At 38.0% G+C, this 20645-nt stretch carries 12 protein-coding genes; 8 read left to right on the plus strand and 4 right to left on the minus strand.

All coding sequences use genetic code 11. The features are described from left to right. Positions 1-6 precede the first annotated feature (6 nt). On the minus strand, positions 7-1002 hold the full coding sequence (locus BZG01_RS11305) for a beta/alpha barrel domain-containing protein (RefSeq protein ID WP_101309947.1): 996 nt from the start codon (positions 1000-1002) through the stop codon (positions 7-9). Positions 1003-1011: 9 nt separating this feature from the next. After that, entirely contained in the window at positions 1012-2157 is a 1146-nt protein-coding gene (locus BZG01_RS11310) for an acyl-CoA dehydrogenase family protein (protein WP_101309948.1), read from the minus strand. Between the two features lie 283 nt (positions 2158-2440). Here BZG01_RS11310 and BZG01_RS11315 point away from each other — a divergent pair, with 283 nt between their 5' ends. Beyond that, positions 2441-2881, plus strand: coding sequence for an NfeD family protein (locus BZG01_RS11315; RefSeq protein ID WP_101309949.1), 441 nt, complete (start codon positions 2441-2443; stop codon positions 2879-2881). Between the two features lie 127 nt (positions 2882-3008). Further along, positions 3009-4130 (plus strand): DNA alkylation repair protein, encoded by a 1122-nt coding sequence (locus tag BZG01_RS11320; protein ID WP_101309950.1) that lies wholly within the window; start codon positions 3009-3011, stop codon positions 4128-4130. 8 nt (positions 4131-4138) lie between these two features. Here the strand turns inward: BZG01_RS11320 and BZG01_RS11325 are convergent, their stop codons facing one another. Both BZG01_RS11325 and BZG01_RS11330 read right to left on the minus strand, forming a co-directional pair. Next, positions 4139-4492 carry a rhodanese-like domain-containing protein gene (locus BZG01_RS11325; RefSeq protein ID WP_101309951.1) on the minus strand — a complete coding sequence of 118 codons (354 nt, stop codon included), beginning with the start codon at positions 4490-4492 and terminating at the stop codon, positions 4139-4141. A 132-nt stretch (positions 4493-4624) separates the two neighbouring features. After that, positions 4625-5017, minus strand: coding sequence for a carboxymuconolactone decarboxylase family protein (locus BZG01_RS11330; RefSeq protein ID WP_101309952.1), 393 nt, complete (start codon positions 5015-5017; stop codon positions 4625-4627). A gap of 521 nt (positions 5018-5538) precedes the next feature. Here BZG01_RS11330 and BZG01_RS11335 point away from each other — a divergent pair. From BZG01_RS11335 to BZG01_RS11360, 6 genes are all read left to right on the plus strand, one after another. Next, the gene (locus tag BZG01_RS11335) at positions 5539-6423 is read left to right on the plus strand and encodes an ABC transporter ATP-binding protein (protein WP_101309953.1); all 885 of its coding nucleotides are present in this window, start codon (positions 5539-5541) and stop codon (positions 6421-6423) included. Positions 6424-6433: 10 nt separating this feature from the next. After that, complete coding sequence (locus tag BZG01_RS11340; protein WP_101309954.1) at positions 6434-9784, plus strand: golvesin C-terminal-like domain-containing protein; 3351 nt, start codon at positions 6434-6436, stop codon at positions 9782-9784. A gap of 21 nt (positions 9785-9805) precedes the next feature. Next, entirely contained in the window at positions 9806-11308 is a 1503-nt protein-coding gene (locus BZG01_RS11345) for a TolC family protein (RefSeq protein WP_101309955.1), read from the plus strand. Between the two features lie 41 nt (positions 11309-11349). Next, a complete protein-coding gene (locus BZG01_RS11350; protein ID WP_180327292.1) occupies positions 11350-12399 on the plus strand; it encodes an efflux RND transporter periplasmic adaptor subunit in 1050 nt (349 codons plus the stop codon). A 118-nt stretch (positions 12400-12517) separates the two neighbouring features. After that, positions 12518-15628, plus strand: a complete 3111-nt coding sequence (locus tag BZG01_RS11355; protein ID WP_101309957.1) for an efflux RND transporter permease subunit — start codon at positions 12518-12520, stop codon at positions 15626-15628. 98 nt (positions 15629-15726) lie between these two features. Continuing rightward, complete coding sequence (locus tag BZG01_RS11360) at positions 15727-20448, plus strand: efflux RND transporter permease subunit (RefSeq protein ID WP_101309958.1); 4722 nt, start codon at positions 15727-15729, stop codon at positions 20446-20448. Positions 20449-20645: the final 197 nt, after the last annotated feature.

A 20645-nucleotide genomic window follows, 5' to 3' on the forward strand; every position in this document is an offset into this window, starting at 1 on the left:
AAACTATTATTTTCGAACACGTAAGAAACTCTTTGAAAGTTGTAATCCTTTCCTTTGTGATTCTAAATATGCTCTTAACTCTTCGTATGATTCTTTTGCATACTTCAAAAGTGAAGATGCCTGACCATAAATTGCAGGAAGTGTAGATTTCTCTATTAAATAGTAGCCATCCAGAAAATTTTGAATCCCTCCTGAAATAATGATTTCCTTACACTTTACCTGATCATCACTGGCAACAATTTCATTCACCCAATCCGTCATTTGATTAGCCGAATGCCCAATTTGAGCGAGAGGCTCGAACAATTTAATTTGAGAATCAGAATGACGCAACAACTCTATTTTCGCAAAATTGGTTCCTCCGAATGCAGCAAATTCAATTGCCTGAAGTGGGAGATGCAATAAAGCCCGTAAACTTTCAGGTCCCATTCCCTGGCCAACTTCTTTTACAATAATTGGAAAATCAACCTCATCCAGCAAGTATTCAAGACTGTCTATCGGCGATTGATTGATTCGATCGCCTTCTGGCTGCAACCATTCCTGCATTGGGTTGATGTGAATAATCAATCCATCAGCACGCAAACGACCAACCAATCTTATGATCTTACTGATTTTTTTCTTCTGAATTAATTCTTCGAGCTGACAGATTCCTAAATTTGCGTACAAAGGCAAATCATCACCAATGATTGAACGCACATCAAAATCGGAAAAATATTCATCGCTATCCAAAAGAGACCGACATGAACCCAGCCCCATTCCCATACCAAATTCCGCACAGGCGCGCGCCAAATTTCGATTGATCTTTCCTGCCAATTCTGTTCCGCCTGTCATGCTGGAAACCCATATTGGAGTTTGCATATCCTTCCCCAAGAAAGTAAACGTTGTATCATCAGCCTTAGGATGAGAACTAAGCATAGGCTCGTAATAAAAACGTTCATCAATCAAAGCGTCCTTCATTTGAGAACGAAAAGCCAATTCAATGTGATCTTTTTTTCTGTCTGTCATAATTACAAATTAACAACCAATATGTCTTGAAATCACCAATCTAAGAATTTCTGATGTTCCTTCGCCTATTTGCAGTATTCGCTGATCGCGGTAAAAACGCTCCACTTCCGAATTCTTAATTAATCCGTGCGCACCATGAATCTGAACGGCTTCATTTGCAACTTCCTGTGCCACTTCAGAGCAAAACAATTTCGCCATGGCTGCTTCTTTCCCAAACGAATGACCGTTATCCTTCAACCAGCATGCATGATACAATAGATGTCTGGCCGCTTCAATTTTCATAGCCATATCGGCTAATTTAAATCCAATGGCTTGAAATTTCGAAATCGGTTTGCCAAACTGCTCCCTTTTTTTCGAATAAGATAAAGCCAACTCATAAGCTCCCTGAGCCAAGCCCAGTCCCATTGCGGCAATCGTTAGCCGACCGGAATCCAGTGTTTGTAACATTATTTTGGCTCCATCCCCTAAATTTCCCAACAAATTTTCTTTCGGAACTTTGCAATTACCGAAAGTCAACTGAGCTGTATCCGAAGCCCGCCACATCATTTTCCCTTTTACAGGCTCAGCATGAAACCCTTTTGCACTTTGCTCTACTAATATAGCAGATAATTCTTTTTTTCCATTATTATTAGCTGTTACAACCTGCAAAGTTACTCCTAAGGACAAATCGGAAGATGCGTTTGAAATGAATCTCTTGCTTCCATTTATCACCCAATTCTCATCTTTCAAAATTCCTATTGACTCCGTTCCCCGGGAATCAGAACCCGCATTGTCTTCTGTCAATCCAAAAGCCCAAATATTTTCACCACTTGTCAATTTTGGAAGATATTTCTGTTTTTGCTCCTCAGTTCCAAAATAATAAATGGGACCAATTCCCAAAGAATTATGAGCCGCCAAAGTAGATGCCTGAGAAGCATCCACCTTGGCAAGTTCTTCAACAGCTATCAATAATGAAAGATAATCTTTCCCTTGTCCACCATACTCTTTAGGCAAATATATACCGAATAAGCCCAGCTCACCCATTCTTTTAGTAAGTTGGAGACTAAATTTTTCTTTTTCATCCAATTCGAAAGCCACAGGTTTTACCTCTTTTTGGGCAAATGCCTTTACTTTTTCGCGAATTATTTTGTGCTCTGATGTCAGGTATGGGTTCATGCTTATGTGCTTTACAATGTATTTTAAGACCTTCAACTCTTTAATAAGAGCGCAAACCTAATTAAAAAGTTCATTTTATTAAAATTATTTAGAACCATTTTCAATAACAACAAAACCAACTACCTGTATTCCTCTTCTGAAAAAACCTCAAACCTCCTGTTATAAAGCATCTTACCGATTTAACAAAACAATTCAGGTGTGAAATTGACAAACTTGGCACATTTGACACTTGTTATTAACATATTCTCAATGTAAATTTACTTTCATCTTAAAAAGTTATAAAATGGAATTAGAACTTTGGCATATTTGGTTATTACTGGCAGTAGGTCTTTTTGTAATTGAGATCTTTATATCAAACTTTATTTCTGTATGTTATGGAATAGCCTCCTTAATGACAGGAATAGTTGCCTATTTGGGATTTCTTATCCCAGAACAATTGCTTGTACTTATTACATGCTCTGCAATCTGTTTACTCCTTCTTAAACCATACATTACAAAACACTCCATAAGTAAAAGATACCAACCCAATAACGACCACAAAAATTTGATTGGTAAAGAAGCTATTGTTATGGAAGAAATTAACGACCGAAAAAAAACAGGGAGAGTAGTTCTTTCCGGATCGACATGGAAAGCCAAATCCCAATTCGGAGAAATAATTGCCAAAGATTCATTTGTTAAAGTTTTAAATATAGACTACTCTGTTATAATTGTAAAAACGATCTAGCAATCATAAAACACCCTAAAACCAGGAAAGGTTGGATGCTCTCATCCAGCCTTTCTTTTATTTTGCTTAGTTCACAATAATGATTAATTTATTCTGCTCAAAATAACTCATAATCAGCCAATACTTTATGGAAAAAGGATTTCTATTTAAAGATGTATATAACAATCAATTAGTCGGCAATATGGCTTCCAATATTGTCAAATCCTGGGGGGAATTCAACACCTCTTCATTCGTCAATGCCATCATATCTAAGCTTAAACCTCTTAGCTTATCTGAGCGTTCTCAACTAATTTGTACCGAATTATTCAATCATCTTCCTGCATCATACCCAAAAGCTCTGGCAATTTTAATAAACTCAATTGCCGAAGAAAATAATACAACTGACAAAAAAGAAATTGAAGGCTTCTACTATATGCCTATTGCTTCTTATGTGTCTCAATTTGGATTGCAAAAGGAAGATTTTCATCTTTCGATGAAAGCCTTAAAGGAAATAACAAAAATATTCACTTCAGAATTTGCCATACGCCCATTCATTAGGAAATATCCCGAAGAAACATTAGAATACCTTCATCTTTGGACAACAGATGAAAACGCGCATGTCCGCAGATTAGTTTCGGAAGGAAGCCGGCCTAAATTGCCTTGGGCATCACCTCTCAAAGAATTCCAGAAAGATCCATCACCGGTACTGAAATTATTAGAAAAATTAAAAGAAGATGAAGAACTCTATGTGCGTAGATCCGTTGCCAATAATTTGAATGACATTGCAAAAGATCATCCTGATTTAGTTATTAAAACCCTAAACCGCTGGAACAGAACTAACAACAAAGGCACGCAATGGATTATTGGTCACGCCTCCCGAACTTTGCTTAAACAAGGCCATCCAAAAGCATTGGAGCTTTTAGGATTTCCGCAGAATGTGCAAATTGCAGTAAATAATCTAAGTGTCAACACCCCAACATGTCAATTAGGCAATGAAATTGAATTCTCTTTCGAGATACAATCCTCATCTGCCAACAAGCAAAATTTGATGATTGATTTTATAGTTCATTACATGAAAGCAAATGGCAGGACAGCTCCAAAAGTTTTTAAGCTTTCAAAAAAATCAATCCCTGCCAATGGAAGTATTTGTTTCAAGAAAAAAATCTCTTTTAAACCAATTACTACAAGAAAATACTATTTGGGACAACATGAAATTGAGATTCAGATTAATGGAAGAAGGTATGGAAAGGTAAGTTTTGTTGTTGAATGAGGATTATTCTACCGATATCTCTGAATCTTTGGATCCACCTCAACCGACCAACGATCAATACCTCCTTTTAAATTAAATACACGGGAAAACCCATTTTTTCGCAAATAATTTATCACCTGCTTACTGCGCACGCCCATGTGACAAAATACAACCAAATCCTTATTCTTAGGCAAATCTTCCAGCCTATTAGGAATTTGTCCCATAGGAACGTGCATTGCATCTTTCAAATGACAAATTTGTATCTCTGTATGCTCACGCACATCAAGCATCAGAAGATCCTGCCTTTTCTCCATTTCCTGTGCCAATTCCAGAGGTGTATATTCCAGCTTATCCGATGAATCATTAGTAAAAAAAACTCTCATTGTTGTTCTTATTGTTTATTATTAGTCTTAATAAAGATAAGTATAATAAACAAAAAGAAGGAAATCTATTAATAAGATCTCCTTCTTTTATTTTCACAATCAATAATTAATTACTCCAAATTAATTATTGCATTAATGCTGTAAATGCAAATCGCGGACATGATCACAAGCATGATCAATTTCCTTTTTAAAATCATTAAAATCCAACTGCATTCCATTAACATAAGCACTCCAACCTGCTGATGCTTTTGCAAAATGAATGGCTTCCTCAATTTCCTGATCTGTTGCTCCATTTAATCTGGCCATTTCAGTATGGAAATATGCACAATAACGACATTTTGTAACTGCTGCAATTGACAAACCTATTAACTCACGATTCTTAACGCCAATTGCACCTTCTTCCAGTTGAAGTCTTTTAAATAACTCCCATTCCAATTCCAGTGTTGAATCAGGAATTGATTTGAACATTGTTGGCACTAAACCGAACATTTGCTCAATTTCGTCATAAATCCTTCTCCTCTTCATAATTTCCTCCTTATTTTTAATAAGACTAAATTTACGATTTTACTCATCAAAAATCAACCCAATAATCGATTCTAAATTAATAAGATATACTACAATCTCATCACAAAAAAAACAATATAACTCAGAATATATTCTTTTATCCTTCAAATAACAATATTCGTTTATGAACACTTACTTCTCTTATTGTAATGATCATAACATTGATGTCGAAAGAATCATTTACTACCAGTTATTTAGAATAGCTGAATTTAATTCCGCTTAAATTAGATGCTATTCTTATTCTATCTTTTAATTGAAAGAAGATTAAATTGATAAAATCTGTAACCTATTGTTCACATTTCTTGTCTCATACTTTGTGTAGAACAGGTAAACTATCCTGTTTATCGAAAAACGAATGGATGAGAAAGCATTACTAAGCATAAATTGTAAATTTGGTCGATAGACAAAAATTTATTTAAACCTTATCTACTATTTACTGTCTAAGATTATTCTAGCTTATTTACTTTGAAACCAACAAACAGATGCAAATCAATATTCAGGAACTAAGCAAAATTTATCCAAACGGAAAAAAAGCACTGGACAATGTAAATCTGGAAATTGGTACCGGAATGTTTGGCTTACTGGGTCCAAATGGTGCGGGGAAATCAAGCTTAATGCGAATTTTGGTGACTTTAATGAAACCAAGCATAGGTTCTGTTTCCATTGATTCGTTTGATTTGGAAAAAAACCGGAAAGAAATCAGAAACATGTTGGGCTATTTACCACAGGACTTTCGTTTTTTCTCGAAGCTAAAAACATGGGAGTTTTTAGATTATGCAGCCTCACTCTCAGGAATAAAAAACAAAAACATAAGAAGAGATAAAGTTGATGAATGGCTTGACAAGGTCGGTTTATTTGATGTTCGGGAACGGGATGCCAATAAACTGTCTGGTGGAATGAAACGCCGATTGGGAATTGCCCAAACCTTGATTGGTGATCCAAAAATTATCGTAGTTGATGAACCAACAACCGGTCTTGATCCGGAAGAAAGAATTCGGTTTCGAAATATATTATCGGAGCTGAGCCAGCAGGATGTGATCATTATTTTATCAACCCACATTGTTGGAGATATCTCAAGTGTTTGCAACAATCTGGCCTTGCTGAATAACGGACAAGTTGCTTTTAAAGGAACACCTGAAGCTCTTATTGAAAAAGCCCGCGGACACGTTTGGCAGGTAAATACTTCCGGCTATGAATACGATCTGATAAAAGATAAATATCCTGTAGTTTCAACGATTCCAACTCAAGAAGGTTGGGAAGTTCAATTAATTGGAGACGGCAGTCAATTTACCAATGCAATTGAGCTGGAACCAAATCTGGAACATGCATACGTTTATTTCATGGAAATGTCTTCGGCACTAATCTAGCAAATTAAAAATGATCTCTCTCAACACCATACGCACTGTAGCCAAGTACGAAACCCGAACTCTTCTTCGATCCTGGTTTTTTAGAATCTTTGCCGGACTCTCCGTCCTGTTTATTGGAATTTTTAATGTTGCAGCATTTGTAGAAAATAGTGGAGCACCTTGGATCTATCGTGCACTCCCTGCGGCAATTCCTTATGCCAATCTGATCATTCTAAATTTGGGTCAGGCGATTGTTGCCGTATTTTTGGCCTCTGAATTTCTAAAACAGGACAGTAAAAACGATACCGTCGAAGTGATCTATGCGCGATCGATGACCAACAGCGAATACATCCTGGGAAAAACTTTCGGAATTATAAGCGTTTTCATCATCCTCAATTTCATCATTTTATTAATGGGAATCGGTTTCTCTTTTTTAAGTAAGGATTCTTCACAAAGTGCATGGGTGGTATTTTACTATCCACTCTTAATATCAATACCTACACTCGTTTACATTCTCGGTCTGGCTTTCTTTTTAATGATTATTTTGAAAAATCAAGCCATTACTTTCATCATTCTGTTAGGATATATTGCTCTAAGTATCTTCTACTTAAATACCAAATTCTATCATCTGTTCGATTACATTGCCTACCAGGTGCCAATGATGAATTCGACCATTGGTGGATTTGGAAATTTACAAGAAGTAGCTATTCACCGGGGAATTTATTTTTTTCTGGGAATCGGCTTTATCCTCTTCACCATATCCAAATTAAATCGCTTGCCTCAATCGAAAAGATTGGTTTCGCTGCCTATTTATCTGGCTTTATTCAGCTTTCTGATCGGGGGTTTATTAGCGAAAAAATACATCGATATTAACATCAACAATCAGAAGTTTAAAAACGAAATGATTGCACTGAATAACAAATATGCAGCATTCCCGAAACCTAAGGTTACCACCTGCAATATAGATCTCACGCATACCGGTGAAGAAATAGCTGTAAAAGTCAAGCTTGAAATTTGTAATCATTCCGGTTCAGATTTAGACACCCTTCTTTTCAGTTTAAATCCTGATTTAAAAGTAAATGCTGTTCTTCAGAATGGTAAAAATCTGAATTTTACACGACAAACTCATCTGCTGAAAATTGTACCCAGCCAACATTTGCTAAAAAATGAAAGCACAAAATTAGATGTTACTTACAGCGGATCGATAGATGAACGAACTCATTTTTTGGATTTAAATCCTGAATTAACCGAAGACAACTTTACAGCAGAGATGTTCCGAATCCGAAAGCGATTCTCTTACCTGAAAGATGATTTTGTATGCCTCACCAGCGATGCCTTATGGTATCCAATTGCAGGAGTTGGATATGCCTCCAGTAATCCAGCACTGCATTCACCCGATTTCACAAATTTTACTTTAAAAGTTAAAACATCGAATAATCTGATTCCCGTTTCGCAAGGAGAAGTAACAAAAGTTGAAGATGGAATTTTTGAATTTCATCCGGAATCGGCCTTACCCAAAATCAGTCTGCTGATTGGTGATTATCTAAAACACAGCATTCAAGTCGATTCCGTTGAATATTCAATTTACAGCATTCGTGGAAATGAATTTTACCTGAAGCATTTTGATGTAATACAGGATAGTTTGCCTTCCCTTATTCGCGAATTAAAAAATGAATACGAAACCCAAATAGATTTAGAATATCCGTTCAAACGGTTCGCTCTGGCCGAAGTTCCTATTCAATTTGCTTTGGACAAACACATTTGGTCGATAAGCAGTGATGCCGTGCAGCCCGAAATCATTTTTTATCCTGAAAAGGGAGTTGTGATGGAGGAAACTGATTTTAAAAAACGAAAGAACCGGTTCGAAAAAAGAATGAAGCGGGATAATGAAGAAGTCTCGGACGAAGAATTACAGGCTCGTATTTTTAAAAGATTTGTACGTGCAAATTTTATGCCTCCTGCAACAGAATGGTATCAGTTCGATAATGTTGATAGAAATACCTATTCTCCTTTCCCCAACTACTATGGCTACTCAACCCAGTTGTATTCGCAGGAATATCCGGCTCTGAATATTGCTTTGGGTGTTTATCTAAAAGAAAAAAGTGCAGGATCACAATCACAAAACCGTTGGCAATTCGATGGAATCAGTAAAGAAGAGCGCATTAATCTTGAACTAAAGAAAGCATCATTAACAGACATCACAAAATCGGGTATCAAAGCATCCAAAGACGAAGATGAACAGATCTACTTAAATGATATTTTCAGAGTAAAGGGAATTCATCTCTTCTCTATTTTTAAAGCCAAATACGGGGAAGACAAGTTTAATTCCCTGCTAAAAAGTTATATTGAAAAAAACCTTCATCGAAAATTTAGCTTTGCCGGTTTTGATAGTCTTCTTATTGCAAACAACGGCGAATCAATTCGGGCCGATGTGAAAAACTGGTATACAACGAACAAATTACCAGGCTTTTTAATTAAAGATCTGCAAACCTACAAGGTGAAAGAAGATGATCACATTAAATACCAGATTCGATACAAAATCTCAAATCCGGAATCGGTAGATGGAATTGTTTCGGTTAGCATCGAATTAAATGATCAAAACCGAAGACGAAACCGAAGAAACCCGGAGGAAGAAAAACCACCTTTTACAAAAACAATTCTTGTGCCGGCGAATTCAGCTCTCGAAGTGGGATTTGTATTCCCTTCGCAACCAAGCAGAATGAATGTATCAACACATATCTCAGAGAATCTTCCCAATAGTTTAGCTTATGATTTTAGTTCGTTTGACGAGACTAAAAAAGGCAGTTTCTTTAATGATATAAAAGCTTGTGAAGCCTTTGACGGGATTTTAGCCACGAATGAATTTGTAGTTGATAACGAAGATAAGGGCTTTGAATATGTGCAGGTTTCGAACAAAAGTTATTTAAAACAATGGATGGACGACAAACGAATTACTGAACATGAATATTCGAGGCTGCGCACATGGAATCCGCCCAATGAATGGAAAAATGTTTTACGTTCGGGCTTTTTCGGAAAATATGTACGGTCTGCATTCTTCACAAAATCCGGACAAGGTGAACGTTCGGCAATTTGGACTGCTGAACTGAAAAACAGTGCTCAATACGATGTTTACTGTCATATCGAAAAAATTGAACAATGGGGAAGACGAAGAGGACAGCAGAAAAAGACGGATTATAATTTTAAAGTATATCATGAATCAGGAGTTGAAGAAATCAATAAAAGTGATCAGGAACTGGAAAACGGTTGGAATTATCTGGGCACTTTCTTTATCACACCTGAAAATGCAAAAGTAGAACTGAACAACAAATCGGCGGGCTCTTTTCTCTTTGCAGATGCAATTAAATGGGTTGAAAACAAATAAAATATACAAACTATATAAGGCATGATCACAACTATACCACAACAAAAATTGTTACGAATATTTATCTGTGCCGGAGCAATTCTATTCAGTTCTTTCTACTCGCTGGCACAGAAGAATATCACTCTGGAAGAGGCTCTTCTCATAGCCTTTGAAAATAGTCCTGACATTAAAAAATCGAGAATAAACATGCAGCAAAACAAAGAACAGCTGAATGCCCAGCTGGCCTCTTTACGCTCTCGTTTTTCTTTTGATGTTACTCCTTTATCGTACGACAAAACAGAATCGTACAATGAATATTTTTCTACCTGGAATACTTCTGAAAATAAAAAAGCAAGTGGAACATTTACCGTTTCTCAGCCAGTTAAATTAACAGATGGTAGATTGTCGCTGCAAAATGAGTTTGGCTATCAGGACAATTACTCTGAAGCCAGCAGTTCAAATTATGCGGGATACAACAACTCGCTTTACCTGCAATACGATCAGCCGCTGTTCACCTTTAATAAAACCAAAATGGATTTGACCCGAAATGAGTTAAATCTTGAAAATGCGACTTTGGCCTACTCCATACAATTACTAAATATGGAAAGGCGGGTAAATCAGGCATTTTATTCCATTTATCAGAAACAAATGGCCTTAAAAATATCAGAGGAAGAGTTTGAAAACCAAAAAGTAAGCAAAGAAATCATCGAAAGTAAAGTTGAAGGTGGATTGTCTGCGAAAGAAGAACTTTATCAGGCCGAATTAAACTACGCAACCAGTAAATCGAGTCTAGATAATAATCGTGTAGAATTGGAAAATGCCAAAGATGAATTTAAATTTTTGTTGGGAATCTCTCTTTACGATGACGTAACTGTAAGTACGGATATCCAATACGTTCCTGTAATTGTAAATCTTGAGAAAGCCATTGAAAACGGATTGACACAAAGATTGGAATTGACCCAAAAAGAAATAGACTTAAACAATGCCAAATTTGATTTGATTCAAACCTCAGCAACCAACGAATTTAAAGGAAATGTGAGTCTTTCAATTGGAATTATGGGAAACAATGAAAATCTGGCCGATGTTTACGACAAACCAACCAGAAGTCCACGGGTTGGAATCACTTTTTCTGTTCCAATATTTGATTGGGGAGAAAGAAAAGCGCGTATCAGAGCTGCCGAACTGGAAATAGAAAGCCGCGAAATAGATAAAAACAGCCTGCGCGATGACATCACCATCAACATTCGAAAAATATACCGCAATCTTCAAAATTTGATTCAGCAAATCGAAATCTCCAAACAAAACCAAGAAAATGCAGAACTAACTTATGATATCAATTTAGAGAGATACCGAAACGGTGATTTAACCAGTATTGATTTAGAACGCTTTCAAAATCAGTTGTCTGAAAAGAAAATGAATCTGGCTAACTCTTTAATCAACTATAAGTTGGAATTGTTGAATTTAAAAATACAATCACTTTGGGATTTTGAAAACGACAGATCCTTTGTACCACAGGAATTGCAGGAAAATTTGATCATTGAATAAAAACAAACTCAATCATGATATACCATACTAAGTTCACAAACATGAAACGAATCGCATTCTACCTTCTAAGCATTGCAATATTTTCCGCATGTAACGACAGGGAAACTGATCTAAACAAAGACATCGCAGTTCAGGTATCCGTTCAGGAAATTACATCCAAAAGCATCGAAAAATTCATTAGCACAACAGGAACTGTAAATCCTATAAAAACAGTTGCTATAAAAAGCGAAGTAGCCGGCAAATACCACTTGCAGATTAATCCTGCAACCGGTCGCCAATTTGCCTTGGGCGATTTCGTTAGAGAGGGAACCAATGTTATCGTTCTGGAAGATAAGGAATATGAGAACAACATTAAAATCAAGTCTTTGGAACTTCGTTTGGAGATATCTCAGCAAGTATCCGAAAAGCAGCAATCCTTATACGAAAAAGGAGGCGTTACCCTTTCGGAAGTGAAAAATGCTGAAATCGACCTGATCAATGCCAAATATTCTTACGAAGATGCCCTATTTCGATTGGCTAAATTAAAGGTAAAAGCTCCATTTTCAGGAATCATTACCAATCTAAACTACTATACCGACAATACAAGGGTTGAAGCCTCATCGGACATGCTAAGCATCATGGATTACAGCAAACTTCATATGGAGATTAATTTGGCTGAAAAAAACATGACTTCAATCAAAAAAGGACAACAGGTAAACATTATCAACTATACGATTCCCGGTGATACATTAAACGGCATTCTGGCTCAATTATCGCCGGCTATCGATTCTGAAACCAGATCTTTTAAAGCTGTTATTAATATTAACAACTCTAAACTTTTGCTGCGCCCCGGTATGTTTGCAAAAGCTGAAATTGTAGTTGCAAAAGCCGACTCGACCATTGTGATTCCGAAAGATGTGATTCTGAACAAACAAAAAGGAAACACTGTTTTTGTTGTAAACAAAGGCTTGGCAGAAGAGCGTGTAATTGAATTTGGATTGGAAAATCCTAACGAAGTACAGGTAATTTCAGGATTAGAGAAAAAAGACCGATTGGTAGTAAAAGGCTTTGAAACTCTTCGTGATCGATCAAAAATAAAGGTGGTAAAATAATTTCAAGAGATCGTTAGATACCAGACATGAGATATTAGATTGATTTACAGACCTGATTCAAATCATATCCAAGTATAACATGGCAATCTTTGTCATTCAATTATAAATTGCTTTCAAAATGAAGAAAATAACTCAATTTTCGGTCAATTATCCGGTAACAGTTTCCATGATTGTAATGGCAATATTACTTCTGGGATACGTGTCGCTCGGCAAATTAAATGTTGACCTGTTCCCGGAAATGAACGCTCCCCGCATATTTGTGGAAATTAAAGCCGGCGAACGTCCTCCGGAAGAGATCGAAAAGCAATTTATAGAAAGTATTGAAGCACAATCCATTCGACAAAAAGGCGTGAGTCAGGTTTCATCGGTTTGTATGGTTGGTTCGGCTCGGGTAACCGTGGAATATTCCTGGGGGAGTGATATGGATGAAGCTTTTCTGGAATTGCAAAAAGCACTAACAGCCTACAGTCAGAATGCCGAAATTGATGAATTCACCATTACGCAGCACGATCCCAACGCATCTCCAATTCTAATTATCGGAATGCTTCATCCGGAAATTAAAGACATGGATGAGTTGCGAAAGGTGGGTGAAAATTACATTCGTAACGAATTGATTCGTTTGGAAGGAATCGCTGAGGTAGAATTGACCGGAACACAGGAGAAGGAAGTGCGCATCGAAACCAGCCAATACCTTTTGGATGCCCACAAAATAACCATCGATCAGATTGTACAGAAAATACAAAGTCTGAATCAAAATGTTTCGGGGGGAAGCATTGTTGAGATGGGAACCAAGTACATTATTAAAGGCGCCGGTTTAATTCGAAACATTCAGGAAATTGAAAATATAATTGTCGGAACCAAACAATCCTCGGCCTCATCGTCTGCTCCTGTAAATACAGGCAATCAGGTTTTGGTGAAAGACAAAGTACCCATCCTTTTAAAAGATGTTGCCAAGGTAAGTTTTGTGGCAAAAAAGGCACAAAATATTGTCCGCATCAATGGCCAAAGATGCATCGGGTTATCCATTTACAAAGAAACGGGATCGAATACAGTTCAGGCAGTTGAAGATTTCGAAAAAACGATGGTTTCTATCCGTAAAGCCTTGCCGGGATATCAGTTTATCGTGGTTCAAAACCAAGGTCAGTTCATTCAAAAAGCCATTGATGAAGTAGAAGAAACCGCTTTAATTGGTGTTCTCATCGCTATTTTGGTTCTTTTTGTCTTTTTGCGAAGAATAAAGGTGACTGCTATTGTCAGTTTTGCGATTCCTGTCTCCATCATCGCCACCTTTAATCTAATGTATTTTAATGGATTAAGTTTGAATGTAATGACACTGGGCGGTTTGGCATTAGGAGCCGGAATGCTGGTCGACAATGCCATTGTTGTAATCGAAAATATCTTTCGGAAAATGGAGCTTGGGCTCTCGGTGAAAGATGCCGCCATAGAAGGAACTTCGGAAGTTGGAGGTGCAATTGTAGCTTCCACACTTACTACAATTGTTGTGTTTCTTCCTATTGTGTATATGCACGGAGCATCCGGCGCACTTTTTAAAGATCAGGCCTGGACGGTTGCTTTTTCGCTGATAGCCTCTCTTTTTGTTGCAATTTTAATGATTCCCATGTTGTTTCATTATGCCTACAAGGGAAAAGGAAAAAATTTAAAATTCAAATCGGTTAAAATAGGCTGGTACGGAACTTTATTGGCCAATTTACTAAACAAACGAAGCCTGGTAATTGGAGCCGCAAGTTTATTAATTGTACTTACAGGACTTATTTTACCCTATGTTGGAAATGAATACTTACCCAAAAGCGGAGTCGGCGAATTCAGTCTTGATATTGAATTGAAAGAAGGAACACAACTGGAAAGAACCTCTCAAACAGTTGAAGCCATCGAATCCATGCTGAAACAATCCATGGGAGGTTATTTCGAAACTGTATACACTCAAATTGGTCCGGGAAGCAGTTCTGCTACCGACAAAGCTGTATTTCAAAATGAAAATACCGCCAGCATAAAAATTCGTTTAAAAAGCGAATACACTGCTCAATCGGAAGCAATACTCGAGAACGTAAGTCAATTGGTTGGTGATATTCCGGATGCAGAAATATCCATTATCCACGACGAAACAGCATTACAATCGACCATTGGAACAGAAAGTGCTCCCATTGAAGTGGAGGTAAAAGGAAAAGAAATGAAAGTTCTGGAACAGCTTTCTGCAGAAATTAAAGAACTCCTGACTCAGGTTCCCGATTTGACAAATATAAAAACCAACATTGAAGAAGGAGCCCCGGAAGTCAATGTAGTGATTGATCGCTACAAAGCAGGTCTTTTTAACCTAAGTACAGAAGGAATTGCCAGTCAGCTGCAGGACATTTTGATGGGAAAAGATGCCGGCAAATTCGAACAAGGCGGAGAAATGAATGACATTACCATTCAGATGCCTGAAACCAGTCTGTCTGAATTAAATACGCTTTTGCTAAAAAGCGGAGATCAGGAAATTCCACTCTACGAAGTAGCGAACATCGAAAAATCATCTTCTCCGAAACAAATGCTAAGAAGAAATCAGACAAGAATTGGAAAGATAAGTGCAGACATTCGCGGAGAGGTCGCTTTCGATCAGGTAGTCGACAAAATAAACACCAAACTCGCCAATATTGAACTGCCGCAGGGCTATCAGGTAAATCTGATTGGCGAAGAACAGAAACGCCAGGAAGCACTTTCCAATTTAAGCTTTGCTTTGATGCTTTCAATCATATTGGTATATATGGTTTTGGCTTCTCAATTCGAATCACTCATTCATCCTTTCACCATTCTACTCACTATTCCATTAGCTGGAGTTGGGGCTATTTGGGCATTTTTCCTTTTGGGAATGCCTATGAACATCATGGCCTACATCGGTATTATTATGCTGGGAGGAATAGCGGTGAACGATTCCATTATTCTGGTCGATGCCATCAATCAATTTAAGGAACAAGGAAATTCCTTGCGCGATTCAATAATTATGGCTGGAGAAAACAGAATCCGGCCAATTGTAATGACCAGTCTCACAACCATTTTAGCCTTACTTCCACTAACTATTGGATTTGGTGAAAGTGCAGCTTTACGGGCTCCAATGGCAATAGCAGTAATTGCAGGTTTGATCACCTCAACCCTGTTAACACTAGTCGTTATTCCTTGTGTTTACTATATTTTCGATAACATGAAAAGCTATTTTTCGAAATCGGGAAAATAGAACATCGAACAACACAATGGAACAAACAGATTTAAATAATAATCTGACACAACATCAATAAACAGGAACAAGCTAACAGCTAATTAAGCTTAGATTATATGAACTTCATTATAAAAAGAAAGGTTTTAATAGCAATGCTCTTCACCGGACTTAGCATGTTGGGGTTTTTCTCCTACAAGCAATTGCCGGTTGAACTGATTCCAAATGCTCAGCTTCCTATGCTGTTTGTTCAGGTAGGAACTACTATGGAAGTAGATCCCCGCTATATGGAAAGTGAAGCAATCATTCCTCTGGAAGGAATTGCAGGAGGAATGGAAGGCGTTGAAAAGATAGTTTCTACTGCCGGACAGCAACGGGGAAGCATTGAAATTTCATTCGAACAGGGAACCAATCTTAAATATGCATATTTAAAACTTGCTGAAAAGGTAGAAGAAAAGAAAAAAGATCTTCCAAAAGAGTTCAGGGTTCAGGTATTTAAATTCGATATGGAACAACTCAACAACATGTTCATGAATATTCAGGTTCGTGGTAGTGGAGGTGTTGACCGGGTTCGGCAAATTACTGAGAATGAAATCGTCGATAAAATTAAAAATATCGATGGCATAGCCAATGTGGCTCTTTTTGGCGGGCGCGAAAAATCCATTGATATTCTGCTAAGAGATGATGTTTGTAAAAGTTATGGCATCAGTCCGTCAGATGTTCGTTCCGTTCTAAGCAAAAACAGCAACATGCGAAGTTTTGCCGGGAAAGTGATTGAAAATGACAAAATGCACTTTGTGAATGTTGTCTCCGAATTTACCGATATCTCAGAATTAAACGAGCTTGTTGTTAAAGAAGCAGGCAATATCAAACTGAAAGATATCGCAAGCATTCGTTTTGGAGTGAAGGAAGAAACCTCATACAGCCGTGTAAACGGAAAAGAAGCAGTAACCCTTCAGCTAACCCGCGATTCTCAATCGAACATCATCGAACTGGCCGACAATGTAATTGCGAAAATTGAAGAAATCAATCAGGAACTGGCAAGCAAAGATATTGATGTGGTGGTGCAAACCAACACTGCCGAAACCATGAAAACCAATATCGATTTAATTATTGAACTGGCATTAATTGGAGGACTTCTGGCAATTTTCGTTCTCTGGATATTCCTGAAAAACCTTCGTTTGGTCACCGCAATTGCACTGGCAATACCCATTTCGGTTTACACAGCATTCAATTTTTTCTATGCTTACGATATCAGCATCAACACACTCACCCTTTTGGGGATGGCACTGGCCATTGGGATGCTTCTCGATAACAGTATTGTGGTTCTCGAAAATATTTACCGCCTGGCTGCCCAAAAGAAAGATCCGGACACGGCAGTAATCCAGGGAACCAAAGAAGTATGGCGATCCATTTTTGCTGCCACATTAACAACAATCACCGTATTTCTGCCTTTTCTGTTTACATCCAATTTCTTTATCGGATTATTGGGCAAGCACATTGGTGTTTCCATTATCTCCACCTTGCTGGTATCGCTCGTTGTTGCCCTGCTTTTAATTCCCATGATTACCCACACTTTTCTGAAACAAAAAAATGCCGCCCGTGCCGTTAATTTCCAAAACATTTCGCTCCACAACCGATTGGTCCAGATTTATCTGGTAACGCTAAAATCGTGTATGCGGTATCCGGGAAGAACTATTCTTGGAGCCTTAGGACTGTTTTTCGTCACCTTACTGATTAGTTTGGGACTAAGCATGATTTCGACAGAAGAAACCGAAACGAAAGATTTGAATCTTTATGTGACACTTCCCGGTGGAACCACTCTCGAAAACACCGATTTATTCATTCGGGAAGTAGAGCAAAAACTTGATTCTGTTCAGGAGAAAAAAGACATCACCAGTCAGGTTTATGAAGAAGAAGCTGTTTTAACAATCACACTGACTGATGATTATCGCGACAAGCAAAACCTTTCCATTCCCGGCATTAAGAAAAACATTCTGGAACGTTTGGATGATTTGCCCCGGGCATCCTTCAGCTGGGATCCTCCGGCTACAGGTCGTCGATTTGGCGGTGGCGGAGGTTTTGGCGGCGACAATCCATTTATGGAAATGTTGGGAATGGGCAGTCAAAAAGAAAAACTGATTATTAAAGGTCAGGATTTTAATAAAATGCTCGACGTATCGGAAGATTTGGAATACTACCTAAATCAATTGACTTCCATTAAAAATGTATCGGTTCGAATTCCAGCCAAACGTCCCGAAATGGTTATGGAACTGGACAAACAAATCATGGCGGTATACGATATTCCTGTTACATCGGTATTATCGGAATTAAATTCCTTTCAGAAAGAATTTTCGAGTGGTGTAAAATTCAAACAAGGCACCGAAGAGTACGATATTATTATTAAAACACTAGGCGACAATACCGAGCAGCAAACAAGAGATGCAAAAGATCTGCGTAAGCTTACCGTAAGAGGTACTCAAGGCGCTGAATTCGAATTGCAAAACATCAGCAATCTGAACTTCAACGACGGATTGTCGACAATTAAGAGAACCAATCAGGAAAAACAACTCGAAGTTGAATATCAGTTTATCGATGAAGTGAACGATGAGAAAGACCTCTTAACTGCTTCGAGGGTAGAAGTTGATGAACTGGTTGAACGAATGAATATTCCTTCGGGAATAGCACTGGAAATTGTTCATGAAGAAGATAATCTGGCTGAATTTGGCTTTCTGTTTCTGATGGCTATCATTCTGATATTTATGATTCTGGCTTCGGTCTTTGAATCGTTCACCATGCCTATTGTGATGATGTTTTCCATTCCTATGGCTGCCATCGGATCGTTAATTGCCTTGATCCTTACCGGAACCTCTCTGATGAACGCCAATGTATTTACCGGACTAATTATTCTTCTGGGTATTGTTGTAAACAACGGAATCATCATGATCGATTATTCGAACGTATTGCAAAAACGCGGCTACCGGGAATCCAGAGCTCTTATTATGGCCGGACTGGCGCGTATCCGCCCTATCCTGATCACAGCCATCACCACCATTATTGCTCTAATGCCACTTGCTCTTGGTCGCGCCGAGTATGTAACAACAATTGGAGTTCCCTTTGCCATAACCGTAATTGGCGGACTAAGTCTAAGCACAATTCTCACTTTGGTTTTTATTCCAACACTATATGCCGGATTACGAACCAGCTTAAACTGGATACAAAATCAGCCGGTTTGGGTAAAAGCTCTTCAAATTGCCATTTGGATGATAGGAACCTACTTCATTTACGTGGAAGTAGACAGCAAAATTTGGCAGATCATTACATTCCTGATTTTGCTGTTATCCGTACCGGCATGCATCTATTTTATTCAGGCCAGTTTAAGAAAAGCCAACGAAAAGCTAATTGCTCCTGATGACGCTTTGCACATCGAAATTAGAAATTTGGTGAAAATATACGAATGGGATGGTCGGTTTATCAGGGAATGGAAATCAGGACTTAAAATTAGAGAGCGATTGGGTTTAAAGGAATCCTATTCATCTATCCGAGATTTTGTCACCTTAATCTGGCAATTGCCTTTGCTTGCATTCCTGTTCTTTTTCATTTACATCCATCTCGAAAACAAATACTGGTTACTTGGCTTGTCCATACTATTCCAAATTCTGATTTTGAATTTTATGGCTCCCGTTATGGAATACCGTAATCATCTAAAAAAAGAAAGCAGTAAAAAATGGATGCCCCGATTTATTTATGCACTGCATAAAATCATGTACTGGTTGTTCCCGGTACCTGTGTTCGTATATTTTTATCAGCAATACGAACTAATCGGACTCATTGCTCCTTTGGCCTTTTTCTGGTATTTGGCTTTACTGATCAAAGTATCTTCGGATAAAATTTATCATGAAAAAATAAACATCAACCGGGTGAAAGGCCGGTTTAGCGGCATCCGCAAATTCTTCTACCGATTTGTTTTAATCATCCCAATCATCGGGAAAAAGAAAGTTCCGTTTAAAGCCGTTAAAGGCGTTTCCTTTGATATTAAAAACGGGATGTTCGGATTACTGGGACCCAATGGTGCCGGTAAGTCAACCCTGATGAGAATTATTTGCGGTATTCTGGAACAGAGTTACGGGCAAATCACCATTAACGGCATTGATGTTCGCGAAAAGCGTGAAGAACTGCAGGGATTAATTGGATACCTGCCACAGGAATTCGGCATGTACGAAAACATGAGTGCATGGGATTTCCTGAACTACATGGGAATTCTAAAAAAGCTAAATAACAATAAAGAACGAATGGAACGTGTGGAGTATGTGCTTAAAGCCGTTCACATGCTCGATCAGAAAGACAATAAAATCGGTTCCTTTTCGGGAGGAATGAAACAAAGAATCGGGATTGCACAGATTCTGCTTCACTTACCAAGAATTTTGGTGGTTGATGAGCCAACCGCCGGACTTGATCCGCGCGAGCGAATTCGATTCAGAAACTTATTGGTAGAACTAAGTCAGGACAGAATCGTGATTTTCTCCACCCACATTATTGAAGATGTTGCCAGTTCGTGTAACCGGGTTGCTGTGATGAAAAAAGGAGAACTAAAATACCTGGGCGAACCCATTCACATGGCAGGTATCGCCGACAAAAAAGTGTGGATGCTGACTGTACCAACCGAAGAGTTTGAAGATTTAAAAACCAAACATGTAATTATTCATCACATGCGCGACAAAGATCAAATTCGGGTTCGCTGTTTGGCAGATGAAAATCCAGGTTACGGAGCTGTAAATACAAAAGCAAATTTAGAAGATGCTTATTTGTGTTTGCTGAACGAGAAGGAAGAAAGGTTTTAAAACAAAAAAATAACCACGAAGGTAAACGAAGGATATCACGAAGAACACAAAGAAAAATAAGAGATAGGTGAAACAGTTAAAAAAGAATCAATGAGACTGACTTAATCACTAAGAATATTTACAATACAAAAAAACTTTGTGCGACTTTGTGCCGTACTTTGTGCCCTTTGTGGTAAAAAAAAGATTTAACCACGAAG

The sequence above is a fragment of the Labilibaculum manganireducens genome, from assembly GCF_002843385.1.
Classification (GTDB): Bacteria; Bacteroidota; Bacteroidia; order Bacteroidales; family Marinifilaceae; genus Labilibaculum; species Labilibaculum manganireducens.

Bases quoted from the DNA above. Each gene is read 5' to 3' on its own strand.
- BZG01_RS11360 (WP_101309958.1), top strand. From the start codon at position 15,727: ATGAACTTCATTATAAAAAGAAAGGTTTTAATAGCAATGCTCTTCACC.
- BZG01_RS11320 (WP_101309950.1), top strand. From the start codon at position 3,009: ATGGAAAAAGGATTTCTATTTAAAGATGTATATAACAATCAATTAGTC.
- BZG01_RS11350 (WP_180327292.1), top strand. From the start codon at position 11,350: ATGAAACGAATCGCATTCTACCTTCTAAGCATTGCAATATTTTCCGCA.
- BZG01_RS11325 (WP_101309951.1), bottom strand. From the start codon at position 4,492: ATGAGAGTTTTTTTTACTAATGATTCATCGGATAAGCTGGAATATACA.
- BZG01_RS11310 (WP_101309948.1), bottom strand. From the start codon at position 2,157: ATGAACCCATACCTGACATCAGAGCACAAAATAATTCGCGAAAAAGTA.
- BZG01_RS11315 (WP_101309949.1), top strand. From the start codon at position 2,441: ATGGAATTAGAACTTTGGCATATTTGGTTATTACTGGCAGTAGGTCTT.
- BZG01_RS11335 (WP_101309953.1), top strand. From the start codon at position 5,539: ATGCAAATCAATATTCAGGAACTAAGCAAAATTTATCCAAACGGAAAA.
- BZG01_RS11355 (WP_101309957.1), top strand. From the start codon at position 12,518: ATGAAGAAAATAACTCAATTTTCGGTCAATTATCCGGTAACAGTTTCC.
- BZG01_RS11345 (WP_101309955.1), top strand. From the start codon at position 9,806: ATGATCACAACTATACCACAACAAAAATTGTTACGAATATTTATCTGT.
- BZG01_RS11340 (WP_101309954.1), top strand. From the start codon at position 6,434: ATGATCTCTCTCAACACCATACGCACTGTAGCCAAGTACGAAACCCGA.
- BZG01_RS11330 (WP_101309952.1), bottom strand. From the start codon at position 5,017: ATGAAGAGGAGAAGGATTTATGACGAAATTGAGCAAATGTTCGGTTTA.
- BZG01_RS11305 (WP_101309947.1), bottom strand. From the start codon at position 1,002: ATGACAGACAGAAAAAAAGATCACATTGAATTGGCTTTTCGTTCTCAA.